Source organism: Streptomyces sp. NPDC015127, assembly GCF_043080095.1.
GTDB lineage: Bacteria > Actinomycetota > Actinomycetes > Streptomycetales > Streptomycetaceae > Streptomyces.
This window is the reverse complement of record NZ_JBIBVE010000010.1, coordinates 50973-64025: the sequence shown is the minus strand read 5'-3', so window position 1 is coordinate 64025 and position 13053 is coordinate 50973. Positions and strand designations below refer to the sequence as shown.

Below are 13053 nucleotides of genomic sequence, written 5' to 3'. Positions count from 1 at the left end.
CCGGCGTCTCCTCCCGGAGGACGTATCCAGCGGGACGTAGCGCGGACGTCCGGGCTACTTGCCGTCCGCCTTGGCCGCAGCATCGATCGCGGCCAGCGACCGGCGCACCTGATTGCGGTCCGTCGTGTACCAGAAATCGGGCAGCGAGGCCCGCAGATAGCTGCCGTACCGGGCGTTGGCCAGCCTCGGATCCAGTACGGCCACGACCCCACGATCCCCCGTGGCACGCACCAGACGACCGGCCCCCTGCGCCATCAGAAGAGCCGCATGCGTCGCGGCGACAGCCATGAAGCCATTGCCTCCGGCCTCCTCCACAGCCTTCTGCCGCGCGCTCATCAAGGGGTCGTCGGGCCGGGGGAACGGAATACGGTCCATGACCACCAGCTGGCAGCCGGGCCCCGGGACATCGACTCCCTGCCACAGGGAGAGCGTGCCGAACAGGCACGTCTCCGGATCGGCGGCGAAGTTCTTGATCAGCTCGCCGAGCGTCTCCTCGCCCTGCAGCAGGATCGGCTTGTCGAGCCGTCCCCTCAGCTCCTCCGCGGCGGCCTTGGCAGCCCGCATCGAGGAGAACAGCCCGAGGGTGCGCCCGCCCGCCGCCTCCATCAGCTCGGCCAGCTCGTCCATCATGTCGCCGCGCGAACCCTCACGGCCGGGTGTCGCCAGGTGCCGGGCGACGTAGAGAATCCCCTGCTTGGGGTAGTCGAAGGGCGAGCCGACATCGAGCCCCTTCCACTGCGGGACCTCGTCTCCTCCGGTGCCCTCCGGGGCGAGCCCCAGGGATGCCCCCACACCGTTGAAGTCGCCGCCGAGCTTGAGCGTCGCGGACGTGAGCACGACCGAACGCTCCGCGAACAACTTCTCGCGGAGCAGCCCCGAGACCGACAGCGGAGCCACCCGCAGGGACGCGCCGAAGCGGTCGTGCCGCTCGTACCAGACGACGTCGTACTCGGAGCCGAGCGTGATGCGCTCGGCGACGGCGTGGATGTTCTCGACGGAGGCAAGCGCCTGCTTGCGCACCGCGTCCTCGTCCTGGACCGACTTGTCCCGCGTGGAGCCGAGCGCGCTGATCACGGTGCGCGAGGCATCGCGCAGGGACATGAGCGCGTAGCCCAGGTCCTCCGGGATCTCCTCCAGGCGGCCCGGCAGCGCAAGCTCCATCACGCGCTCGAACGACTCCGAAGCGGTCTGGAGCGCGTCCGCCGCCTTTTCGTTGACCAGCTTCGCCGCGCGGCGTACAGCCCGGTTGACCTGGCCCGGAGTGAGCTCGCCGGTGGCGACTCCAGTCACCCGCGAGACCAGTTCGTGTGCCTCGTCGACGATCAGCACCTCGTGCTGCGGCAGGACCGGCGCCCCCTCGATGGCGTCGATCGCGAGCAGCGCGTGGTTGGTGACCACGACGTCGGCGAGCTTCGCCCGCTCCCGGGCCATCTCGGCGAAGCACTCCGCGCCGTATGCGCACTTGGACGCCCCGAGGCATTCGCGGGAGGAGACGGAGACCTGGCTCCACGCGCGGTCGGAGACACCGGGCGTGAGGTCGTCGCGGTCGCCCGTCTCGGTCTCGTCCGCCCAGTCCCGCATACGAAGCAGGTCCTGGCCCAGCTTGCTCGTCGGCGCGGCGGCCTCGAACTGGTCGAAGAGGCCCTCCTCCTCGTCCTGCGGGGCGCCCTCGTGCAGACGGTGCAGGCAGAGGTAGTTGGACCGGCCCTTGAGCATCGCGAACTCGGGCCGCCGGCGCAGCAGGGGATGCAGCGCGTCGACCGTCCGCGGAAGATCACGCTCCACCAGCTGCCGCTGCAGCGCCAGGGTGGCCGTGGCGACGACCACTCGCTCCCCGTGGGCAAGGGCCGGGACGAGGTATCCCAGCGACTTTCCGGTGCCGGTGCCGGCCTGCACCAGAAGGTGCGCGTTCTCGTCGATGGCCTCGGAGACGGCCTCGGCCATCGTGACCTGGCCTGGCCGTTCCACCCCGCCGACGGCGGTGACGGCGGCGTGGAGGAGCTCGGGGAGGGATGGCTTCGTCATAGCGCGACCAGCCTACGGGGCACCACTGACACCGGGTTCACCCATCGGGCCCATCAAGCCACGGCGAGCGGGTTGGGGACGGTGCCGTGCACCGCCGCGTGAGGGCGCTCGGGCCGGTCACGGTAGCCGTCGAGGTGGAGCCTGTTGCGGTTCAGGCACAGCCGATCGATACGTTCCGTGAGCAGATCGAACAGCTCGTAACGCTCCTTGAGGTCGGGGAAGCGGCCCTGATACCGGAGGATCTCCGCCCGTACGAGTGAGAAGAACTCGCGCTCGGCGACTCCCAGCTGATCCTCGAAGATCGGCGCGAGATAGCGGAAGACCCCCACGAACAGACCTGCATGAATGAACTGGGTGAGAAACCCCGGTTCCTCGGTCAGCAGGATCCGCCGGACGTCGTCGGGCATCGAGGTGTGCTCGGGCAGCGGCCGGGCGCTGATGTTGACGTCGTCGACGAAGTCCTTGATCGCCAGCCGCACCGGGACGTCGTGTTCGTCGTAGACGACGATCGCGTTCTCACCGTGCGGGGAGAAGACCGTGCCGTAGCGGTAGAGGAAATGCAGCAGCGGCGGCAGGAGAGCGGCGAACAGCCGCTGGAGCCAGACCTCCGGGGCGAGCCCCGACCGCTCGACCAGCTCGGCGGCGAAAGCGCGGCCCTGCGGGTCGGTGTGGAGCAGTGAGGCGAGGGTCCGGGCCCGCTCGCCCGGGTCCAGGCGGGGCTGGAGCGGTTCGCGCCAGATCGCGCCGAGAAGTTCCTTGTACTGGTAGGGCACGTCGTCGAGGCGGTCGTACAGAGGATGCTCGACGGTGACCGAGGCGACCTCGCCCAGGAGGATCACCCGGCATTCGTCCCGGAGGAACGGGTCGGCGTCCCGCAGGCCGTGCACCCAGGCGGTGACGGCCGGGGCGGCGAGGGTGCGTTCCGTGGGCAGGCCGCGCCACACCAGGGTGTTGAGGACGGACAGCGGCAGTTTGACCATGTGCCGGTCCGGGCGGTCCACGTTCACGAACGTGCGGATGGACTGCTGCGGCAGCCGGAGATCTCCGTCCGCGGCCAGCGGCACGATGTCCTTCCGTGCGATGGCCGGTGCGTACAGGGGCAGCAGCACCTCGTCCCACTGCCACGGGTGTACGGGGAGGAAGAGGTACGCCGCCGGGTCCAGTCCTCTCGCGCGCAGGGCGTCGTCGAAGGCCGCGCGCACGGAGTCGTCCAGCTCGTGGCGGTAGAGATCGTCCGGGGAGGCGAGTCGGGAGACACCCCGGTACCGGGCGAGTGCGGAGCTGACCGCGATCCACGGCAGAGCGGCGGGACGGCGTGCCTCGGGTGACCACAGGGCCGAGTCGACTGCGGAGAAGCCGATGCGGCCCTTGTTGAGGACCAGCCACGGGTGTCCGGTCTGGTGCCCCTCGAGTTCGGCGTAGCCGAGGTCGGCCAGCGCGGCGGCGGTCGCCGCGGTGTGGTCGAGCGCGGTGTCCGCGGTGAGGGTCAGGGAGAGTTCGCGCAGCAGATGGCCGAGGGTCGCTCCGTCGAGGGCGAGGGTGTCCTTCGCCCGGGCGAGGAAGGCGAGCGGGTCGGAGAAGGGCTCCCCGTCCCATGCGACGGAACCTGCATCCACGCGCCAGCTTCCGTAGGCGCCGCGCCGCGCCAGGAAGGTCAGGTCTCCCGCGTCCCCGACCGTGAGGACATAGCGGCGGCTCGGTGCGGGGCGTGCGAGGTCGGCGGGGTGAGCGCTGCCGTGGAGGCCGACCGGGTCGGCGGGCGGTTCGGCCATTCTCGGCTCGATGATCTCCTCGTAGGCGAACTCACCGAGCATCTTGGCCAGGAGTCGGCCGGCGGCCCGTTCCCAGTTGTCGCGGTCGAGGCCGGGCGGCAGGCACAGAGGGCTCGACAGCGGCGCCGGTCCGGCGGTGACGGCGCGGGCGTCGGCACCGTCGTGTCCTGCGTCGGCGTCGCAGGTATCGGTCGGGGCGGTGGGGTCGGTCGACGCGGTGGAGCCGTGGCTGGCAGGGGGCTTCGGCACGGGGACTCCTCGAGTGGAACCGATGAGGTTCGAGCGGTGTATGTAAGGCAGCGAGCTGTTCACAGCACGTTCCGCAGGCGGCGATCGCGGACCATGAGCGCGGCACGCTTGTCGGGCAGGTCGATTTCGGCGAAGAAGCGGAAGCCGGCGCTGAGGAATGCGGCTACGGAAGGGGTGTTGCGCAGATCGGGCTCGGCGACGACGCGTGCGCAGCGGGGACGCCGGGCGAGTACGAGGTCGGAAACGGCTCTGAGGAGCACGGAGCCCAGCCCTCGTCCGCGATCGGTGACGCCGCCGAGAAGGAGATGGATTCCCGTGTCGTGCGGGCGGGCCGGGTAGTGGCGGGCCAGGGGGTCGAGGTCGGCACGGTAGATCTCGAAGTAGCTCATGGGTCTGCCGTCGAGTACGCCGAGACAGGGGATGCTGCGGCCGTCTCCCTCGCACTGGGCGCGCAGGTGCCCGGCGGTGACGGACTCGGGTCCGGCCAGGTCCCAGAAGGCGGCAACGGCCGGATCGTTCATCCAGCGGGTGATCAAGGAGAGATCCCGCTCCAGGCGTACGGGGACCAGCTGGAACTCACCGGCGGGGGTGCGCACCGGCCCCCAGTCACCGGGTGCGTCCAACAGGTCCCCGGACGTGTCCCATGGCTCCTGAGCCGCGGCGGGAACCCTGTGCGCGGGAGTGGCGCCGCCGTCGGCGTCCTTGTGGAAGAGCGCGAGGAAATCGTCGGGCAGCCGCAGGTCGAGGGTGTCCTCCGGGCTCGAGCCGGGCGGGGACGCCTCTTCCGTACCCGGGTCGGTCGCGGCTTCGGGGCGAGGCACGGCGACGGGCTCCTCTCGTCGTTCGGACGTCGTCACGGTCTTCGGCGTGCGCTGATCCGCACGTCGTTCAGGAAACGAGCGGGTTGGCGATGGTGACGTAGACGGACTGGGTGTCGACGGGACCGACGAGTTCGTCGAGGCCGCGGAGGCGGGTGAGCAGGTTGGCCTTGGACCGCAGGGTCGAGGCTTCGAGCAGCAGGGCGGGCAGCGGCGAGCCGAGGGAGGAATGGGCAGCCAGGAACCGCCGGAAGGCGGCGAGGAGGACGCGTTCGTCGGCGAGGCGCTGTGCTCCGAAGGCGCCGATCAGGCCGAGCACGTTGTTGATGCCGAGGTAGTACGCGAAGCGCTCGTCCGTCACGGAGTCGGCGACGAACGTGTCGCTGTCGGCACCGATTCCCGGGAGGCGGCGCTCGAGTTCGGCCCGGCGGGAGTGGCGGAAGTAGTAGCCCTGGTTGTCCCGGTAGCGGCCTCCTGTCGGCCAGCCGTCGGGGTCGAGGAGGACCAGCGTGTTCTGCTGGTGCGCTTCGAGGGCGATGCCCGCGGTGGCGTCGAGCCAGAGCACGGGGCGTACGACGTGGTCCAGGTAGCGCAGGAACCACTCCGCCGCGACAGCGGGGACCGGCCGGCCCGTCCGGGCGGCGAGACGCTCGACCGTGACGGACAGGCGCGAGTGCGTGCCGGTGCGCCCGGGCCAGGGCCGAGGGGAGGTCAGGGCTGCGATGCAGACGGCGTCGTCGCTGTGGTGGAAGGGGTTGTGGCGCAGCATGACGTCGAGTCCGGGGACCGGTTCTCCGTCGGGCGTGTCGACGGCGAGCCATGCCGGGTCGCGCACGATGTCGAATCCGGGGTGGGCCGCCCGCCACTGGGCCGCGAGTCCGGTGCGGAGCAGCCGGTGGACCTCCACGCCTCGGTGGAGTTCCTTGCGGAGGTTCTCCCGGCAGGAGTTGGTGATGCGCAGGCCGAGGGAGAGCTTGAGCATCGCGGGTGCGCCGGGGCGGTGCACGGTGCGGACCGAGGACGTGGGGTGCCAGGGGTCTCCGTTCGGACCGAGATCGCGGAGCAGGCCGGCGTCCAGGAGGGCGGCCACGGCGGGCCGGTGCCGGAGGTCGCGTGCCTGCCAGGGGTGCAGGGGCAGCGCCACGCGGTCGGCAGGGAGCCGGAGGTCACCGGCGAGGCGGGAGGTGAGCTGTTCGGCGGCGAGTGTGCGGCCCTGCTCGGTCCAGGCCGAGTCGCTTGCGAGGACGGAGCGATCGACTGCCCACCAGTGCAGTGGGAAGGAGCCGTGCAACTCCGGTGAGTAGAGCCGGGCTTCGGCGTCGGAGAGTCCCTCGCGGCTCTTCGGCGTGGGGTGGAGCGGGTGGCCGAGCAGCAGGGACTGCTCGGCGTCGAGGAAGAGGTCCGCGTGCTCGGGTGCGGTGGGGTGCCGGCGCCGGTGAGCGATGAACTGGGCGGTGCGCCGGACGGAATCCGCTACGCGGCCCACGAGGTCGGCCCCTTCGGCGCCGCCTGCTTCCCGGCCGAGGAGGGCGGCGACGGTCACCGCGTCGGTGGTGGGGGCGTCGCGCGGGCCGGATTCCAGGGTCGGCAGGCCGAATCGGTGCCAGCCGGTGGGTGACCAGTAGCGGACGGGGACGAGTAGCGCGGTTCCGCTGCCGTGAAGCGGGATGCGCAGGGTGGTGCCGTCGGGTTCGCCGAGGTTGTTCTCGCGTACCCAGCAGCGGAGCAGGTTCTCGATCGCGGCGGCATCGGCCGCGCGGCGTGGATCCGGATCGTCGAGCCGGTCCGCCGCTTCGGGGGTCGTGGTCGCTTCGGGAGTGGTGGCCACGTGAGGGATCGTGGTCACTTCGGGGGTCGTGGTCACGCGGCGGACCGAGGTCAGGGTTTCGTCGTCGAGGCCCCCCGTCTGCTGGCGCGGCACCGTCGCCGCCTCGGCCGTGAGCGGTCCGCTCATCGCGCCGTGGGGGCGGTGCGCGGCGGTGGGGCGGCCGTGGGCCTCGGGCACTTCGGGTGCGGGATTGGGGTTCACGGAGGGCTTCCTTGTGACGGGGTCCGGGTCCGGGGTCAGTACTGCCCGCTGTCGGCGCGGTGTGGGGTGGAGCGTCCTGCGGCGGCCAGTGCGTCCGCGAAGCGGTCGAGGACGGCCACGGCCTGTTCATCGGTGATCGTGAGAGGAGGCAGGAGGCGGACGACGGCGGAGTGGCGTCCGCCGAGTTCGACGATGAGGCCGCGGTTCAGGCACTCCCGCTGGACGGCCGCGGCCAGTTGGGGAGCAGGTGGGGGGACGAGTGCGTCGGGGGCGGTGGAGTCGGGATCGACGAGCTCCACGCCGATCATCAGGCCCCGGCCCCGTACGTCTCCGATACAGGGGTGGGCGGTGGCGAGGCCCTGCAGCCGGGCCAGCATGCGGGCGCCGAGCGTGGCGGCCCGGTCGGCGAGGCGGTTCTCGCGCACGTACGCGAGGGTGGCCGCTCCGGCCGCCATCGCGAGCTGGTTGCCGCGGAACGTGCCGGCGTGTGCCCCCGGTTGCCAGATGTCGAGTTCGGACCGGTAGACGATGACGGCGAGCGGGAGGGAGCCGCCGATGGCCTTGGACATCACCATCACATCGGGCACGATCCCGCTGTGCTCGACGGCCCAGAACGTGCCGGTGCGCCCCACTCCGGTCTGCACCTCGTCGGCGATCAGCGGGATGGAACGGACGGCGGTGATGCGGCGCATCCGCCGCAGCCACTCGTCGGGGGCGGGGATCACCCCGCCTTCGCCCTGCACCGGTTCGAGGATCATTCCGGCTGGGGCCGGCGCACCGCCCTTGGGGTCGTCGAGGAGGTTCTCCGTCCAGCGTGCGGCGAGTTCGGAGCCGCGTTCGCCACCGATGCCGAAGGGGCAGCGGTAGTCGTGCGGGTAGGGCAGTCGTGTCACGCGGACGTCGGTGGCGCCGCCCGATGCGTCGAGGGCGCCCGCCGTCATGCCGTGGTACGCGCCGGTGAAGGCGAGGATTCCGTTGCGGCCGGTGGCGGTGCGGACCAGTTTGAGTGCCGCCTCCACGGCGTCGGTGCCCGCCGGACCGCAGAACTGGATCCGGGCGTCGGCGGCCAACTGCGGCGGGAGAGTGGCGAACAGCTCGGTGGTGAAGGCGTCCTTGACGGGTGTGGCCAGGTCCAGGATGTGCAGCGGCGCCCCGGAGTCGAGGACTTTCCTGATGGCTTCGAGGACGACGGGGTGGTTGTGCCCGAGGGCGAGGGTGCCCGCTCCGGAGAGACAGTCGAGGTAGCGGCGGCCGTCGGCGCCCTCGATCGTCAGCCCGCGCGCGCGTACGGGCACGATGGGCAGCGAGCGCGCGTAGGTCCGGGCGGCCGATTCGCGGAGCGACTGCCGGCGCAGGATGCCCTCGTGGGCGGCGGCCGGGGCGGTCGGGGCAGGTTCGGTCACGGCCACGGCTGTTGGTCCTCCCGCTGTCACGGTTGCGTCTCCCATGGGTACGGCTCCGGCCCTGCGACCGCTCGGCGTTGAGCCGCCCCCGTGTCCCCGCCCGTACCAACGACGCGACGCGCCGGGGATCACGGCCGGACGGAAGATCCTTGCGCGGGCGGAACCGCGGACCTGGTGCACGCCGTCCCCTTCGGCACCGGCATAGTGGGGGGCCGCACCCCGGAGGTGAACTCCGCCGGGACGGCAGCGGACTCGTCCGCCGCCGGAAGCACCTACACAGCCGAAACGCGGCTCAGTTCAGACAGAACAGCAGCACCGAAGTCCCAGGGGGATCACGAGATGCGACCCATTCGCCCGACGCTGGCAGCGGCGTCCCTTGCCGCCGTGCTGGCGTTGGCTGCCACCGCCTGCGGTCCGAGCGAGGACACCGCGGGCGACAAGCCGAGTGCGTCGGCCGGCCAGACCGCCGACGACAAGATCACTATTCCGGACGATCTCAAGGAGCGGCTCAAGGAGCGCGGGATCGACCTGGACAAGTGGAAGAACGGCGAGTGGAAGAACTGGGACAAGGACAAGTGGCTCCGTGAGGCCAAGGACTTCGTCAACCCGATCATCGAGGACCTGTGGGATCCGGATCGCATGCGCGATGCCGAGAAGCCGCCCCCGAAGCCCGTCGACCCGGACATCTCGGGTGACGAGGGTGTCACCGACCCGACGCCGAAGCCGGTCGACGCCGTTCCGGTGAAGGCGCCGTACCACGCGAGCGCCGCGGAGGCGGGCAAGGTCTTCTTCGACGGCCCGCAGGGCTCGATGGTGTGCTCCGCGACCGTGGTGAAGGACCCGGCCAACCCCGGCAAGTCGAACATGGTGTGGACCGCCGGGCACTGCGTCCACGCCGGCAAGAGCGGCGGCTGGTACCGCAACATCGCCTTCGTCCCGTCGTACAACGACAGCGCCCTGGCCACCTCGGAGCTGGAGAAGGCTCCGAAGGAGGAGATCGCGCCGTACGGCGTGTGGTGGGGTGACTGGGCGCAGACGTCCGAGCAGTGGATCGCCCAGGGCGCGGCGACCGGTGGCCAGGGTGCGCCGTACGACTTCGCCGTCATCCACGTCACGCCGGAGAAGGGCAGCACGGGCAAGTCGCTCGAGGAGACCGTCGGCGCCGCGCTGCCGGTCGACTTCAACGCCCCGGCCGTGCCGGACATCTCGAGCATGACGGCGACCGGTTACCCGGCGGCTCCGCCGTACGACGGCCAGAAGCTGTTCCAGTGCGCCGACAAGCCGGGCCGGCTCTCGCTGAAGGCCGAGGAGCCGACGATGTACCGCATCGGCTGCACGATGACCGGTGGTTCCTCCGGCGGCGGCTGGGTGGCCGAGGGCCAGGACGGCCGGCCTGCGCTGGTGTCCAACACCTCCATCGGCCCGGTGACGGCCGGCTGGCTGGCGGGGCCGCGGCTCGGCAAGGAGGCCGAGGGTGTCTACCAGGCGGTCAGCAAGAAGTTCGCGGGCCAGTAGGCCGGCAGCTGATGCCCGCGCGTGACCGACGGTCGTGTGACGGAGCAGCAGTCCCGTGACGGACAGGGGCGTTCGGCCGGAGGCCGGGCGCCCCTTGCTCGTCACGTGGAGACTCCGTGTAATTGCCGACCGCCCTCAACTGCGCGCTCCCGCCCCGGCTTAGAGTGGTGCCGCACCCGAGGCGGCCCCGGAAGGCCGCCCCTTTGCATGACACGCTCATGGCAACCGCTCGCGCATTTGCCGCCCGCGTGTCGCATCAGGCGCCGGTGCACCGCTTCATGGCACATTTCGCAAGCACTTCAGGGGGAATCGTTTCCATGCGATCCATACGTCCGCTGCTGGCTGCCGCCGGCCTCGTCTCAGCACTCGCGCTGACGGCGACCGCCTGCGGTCCCGGCGAGGACAAGGCTGCCGACAAGCCCGCCGCGTCCGCGGCAGGCGCAGACAACGGCGCAGACGCCGCACTGCCCGCCGACCTGGCCGACAAGCTCAAGGAGCACGGTGTCGACCTGGACGAGTGGAAGAACGGCGAGTGGAAGAACTGGGAGAAGGACAAGTGGCTCCGTGAGGCCAAGGACTTCGTCAACCCGGTGATCGAGGGTCTGTGGAAGCCCGAGCGGATGACGACGGCCAAGGCGCCGGCGAAGACGCTCTCCGCGGGTGACCTCTCCGGTGACCAGGACGTCACCGACCCGGAGCCGCGCCCGGTGCAGGCTCTGGAGGAGAAGAAGCCCTACCACAAGCACGCCGCACCGGTCGGCAAGGTGTTCTTCGACGCTCCCGAGGGCTCGATGGTCTGTTCGGCGACGGTCGTCAAGGACCCGAAGAACCCGGGTCGGTCGAACCTCGTCTGGACCGCCGGGCACTGCGTGCACGCCGGCCAGGCAGGCGGCTGGTACCGCAACATCGCCTTCGTCCCGGCCTACAACGACAAGGGCAAGTCGCCCGCCGCGCTGGAGAACGCACAGCCGCAGGAAATCGCCCCGTACGGCGTCTACTGGGCGGACTGGGTCGCGACCTCGGGCGAGTGGATCGACCAGGGCGGCCCGACGGGCGGCACCGGCGCCCCCTACGACTACGCCGTGATGCATGTGAAGCCCGAGCGGGGCTCCAAGTCGCTGGAGGAGACGGTGGGCGCCGCGCTCGACGTCGACTTCGAGGCCCCCGAGGCCAGGAGCATCGGCACGATGGGCGCGTGGGGTTACCCGGCGGCGCCGCCGTACAACGGGGCGATCATGCACAAGTGCCTGGACCGGCCCGGCCGGCTCTCCATCGCTCCGGGCACGCCCACGATGTGGCGCATCGGCTGCACCATGACGGGCGGTTCCTCGGGTGGCGGCTGGTTCGTCAAGCAGCCCGGCGGCAAGACGGTGCTCGTCTCGAACACGTCGATCGGCCCGGTCACCTCGGGCTGGCTGGCCGGACCGCGGCTGGACCGGGGAGCGCAGCAGATCTACACGATGATGAGCGACAAGTTCGCGGGCCAGTAGGCCCGTCCGTGCGCGGCGGACAACGCGGAAGGCCCGCCTCCCCGAGGGGAGGCGGGCCTTCCGCTTCTTCTGCGGTCGCTGTCCGGCGTCAGTGCGCCGCCGGGACGTACGGGGCCAGTGCGGAGGCCAGCTCCTCGTGGACCCGGCCCTTGAGCAGGGTGCCCTCCGTGGTGTGCTCCTCGGAGAGGACCTCGCCCTCGGCGTGCACGCGAGAGACCAGCCCGCCCCGGGTGTAGGGGACGAGCGCCTCGATCTCGACCTCGGGGCGCGGCAGCTCGGCGTCGATCAGCTCCAGGAGCTGCCCGATGCCCGAACCGGTGCGCGCCGAGACCGCGATGGCGTGCCGCTCGATGCGCAGCAGCCGCTGCAGCACCAGCGGGTCGGCCGCGTCCGCCTTGTTGATCACCACGATCTCGGGCACGTCCACCGCGCCCACGTCGCGGACCACCTCGCGCACGGCCGCCAGCTGCTCCTCCGGAGCCGGATGCGAACCGTCCACCACGTGCAGGATCAGGTCGGAGTCGCCGACCTCCTCCATCGTGGAGCGGAACGCCTCGACCAGGTGGTGCGGCAGATGCCGTACGAATCCGACGGTGTCGGCGAGGGTGTAGAGCCGGCCGCTCGGGGTCTCGGCCCGGCGGACGGTCGGGTCCAGAGTGGCGAACAGCGCGTTCTCCACCAGGACACCGGCGCCGGTGAGGCGGTTGAGCAGCGACGACTTACCGGCGTTGGTGTAGCCGGCGATGGCGACCGAGGGCACCTTGTTGCGGCGGCGCTCCTGGCGCTTGATCTCGCGGCCCGTCTTCATCTCCGCGATCTCCCGGCGCATCTTCGCCATCTTCTCGCGGATCCGTCGCCGGTCCGTCTCGATCTTGGTCTCACCGGGACCACGGGTGGCCATGCCGCCACCGCCGCCGCCACCCATCTGCCGGGACAGCGACTGACCCCAGCCGCGCAGCCTCGGCAGCATGTACTGCATCTGCGCGAGGGCGACCTGCGCCTTGCCCTCTCGGGACTTGGCGTGCTGGGCGAAGATGTCCAGGATCAGGGCGGTGCGGTCGACCACCTTGACCTTGACGACGTCCTCGAGGTGGATGAGCTGGCCGGGGCTGAGTTCACCGTCGCAGACCACGGTGTCGGCTCCGGTCTCGAGCACGATGTCGCGCAGCTCGCTCGCCTTGCCCGATCCGATGTAGGTGGCCGGGTCCGGCTTGTCGCGCCGCTGGATGACTCCGTCGAGCACCAGGGCGCCCGCGGTCTCGGCGAGCGCCGCGAGCTCCGCGAGGGAGTTCTCGGCGTCCTGCACGGTCCCCGAGGTCCACACGCCGACCAGCACGACGCGCTCCAGGCGCAGCTGTCGGTACTCGACCTCGGTGACGTCTTCGAGCTCGGTGGAGAGGCCCGCCACACGCCGCAGAGCGGCCCGCTCGGAGCGGTCGAACTGATCGCCGTCCCGCTCGGTGTCGATCTCGTAGCTCCAGGCGACGTCCTCTTCCATCAGGGCATCGGCCCGAAGGCTCTCGGTGCGCGTCTCCGCGAAGCTCTGCTTGTCCTGGGAAGGGGATGAAGAGGAGGTCATTGGATCCTTAACGTCGATGGAAAGAGCGGATGCGGACGGCGTGCCCACACGGTTTATGCCCTTGTTTCGCTAGTCACAACGTGTGACGGCCCCGGAAGATTCCCCTGGGGGGATGTCCGGGCCCGGCAGCGTCGCCGACCCGTCGATGGTCCCACGGGCCCGCCAGGGCCGTC

Annotated in this window: 8 protein-coding genes; 2 read left to right on the top strand and 6 right to left on the bottom strand. The window is 70.9% G+C overall.

The features are described 5' to 3' along the window. Positions 1 to 54: 54 nt before the first annotated feature. The 5 genes from ACF08N_RS20535 to ACF08N_RS20515 form a co-directional block, all read right to left on the bottom strand. A complete protein-coding gene (locus tag ACF08N_RS20535; protein ID WP_392326060.1) occupies positions 55 to 2025 on the bottom strand; it encodes an ATP-dependent DNA helicase in 1971 nt (656 codons plus the stop codon). A 53-nt stretch (positions 2026 to 2078) separates the two neighbouring features. Next, the gene (locus ACF08N_RS20530) at positions 2079 to 3839 is read right to left on the bottom strand and encodes an IucA/IucC family protein (protein ID WP_392326265.1); all 1761 of its coding nucleotides are present in this window, start codon (positions 3837 to 3839) and stop codon (positions 2079 to 2081) included. Between the two features lie 266 nt (positions 3840 to 4105). After that, positions 4106 to 4867 carry a GNAT family N-acetyltransferase gene (locus tag ACF08N_RS20525; protein WP_392326059.1) on the bottom strand — a complete coding sequence of 254 codons (762 nt, stop codon included), beginning with the start codon at positions 4865 to 4867 and terminating at the stop codon, positions 4106 to 4108. A gap of 67 nt (positions 4868 to 4934) precedes the next feature. Then, entirely contained in the window at positions 4935 to 6893 is a 1959-nt protein-coding gene (locus ACF08N_RS20520) for an IucA/IucC family protein (protein WP_392326058.1), read from the bottom strand. Between the two features lie 35 nt (positions 6894 to 6928). After that, a complete protein-coding gene (locus ACF08N_RS20515) occupies positions 6929 to 8302 on the bottom strand; it encodes a diaminobutyrate--2-oxoglutarate transaminase family protein (RefSeq protein ID WP_392326057.1) in 1374 nt (457 codons plus the stop codon). A 333-nt stretch (positions 8303 to 8635) separates the two neighbouring features. Here ACF08N_RS20515 and ACF08N_RS20510 point away from each other — a divergent pair, with 333 nt between their 5' ends. Together ACF08N_RS20510 and ACF08N_RS20505 are read left to right on the top strand one after the other, a co-directional pair. Beyond that, on the top strand, positions 8636 to 9811 hold the full coding sequence (locus ACF08N_RS20510; protein ID WP_392326056.1) for a trypsin-like serine peptidase: 1176 nt from the start codon (positions 8636 to 8638) through the stop codon (positions 9809 to 9811). Between the two features lie 317 nt (positions 9812 to 10128). Continuing rightward, a complete protein-coding gene (locus tag ACF08N_RS20505) occupies positions 10129 to 11301 on the top strand; it encodes a trypsin-like serine peptidase (protein ID WP_392326055.1) in 1173 nt (390 codons plus the stop codon). Between the two features lie 88 nt (positions 11302 to 11389). Here the strand turns inward: ACF08N_RS20505 and hflX are convergent, their stop codons facing one another. Beyond that, the gene (gene hflX, locus ACF08N_RS20500) at positions 11390 to 12880 is read right to left on the bottom strand and encodes a GTPase HflX (protein ID WP_392326054.1); all 1491 of its coding nucleotides are present in this window, start codon (positions 12878 to 12880) and stop codon (positions 11390 to 11392) included. Between the last annotated feature and the right edge of the window lie 173 nt (positions 12881 to 13053).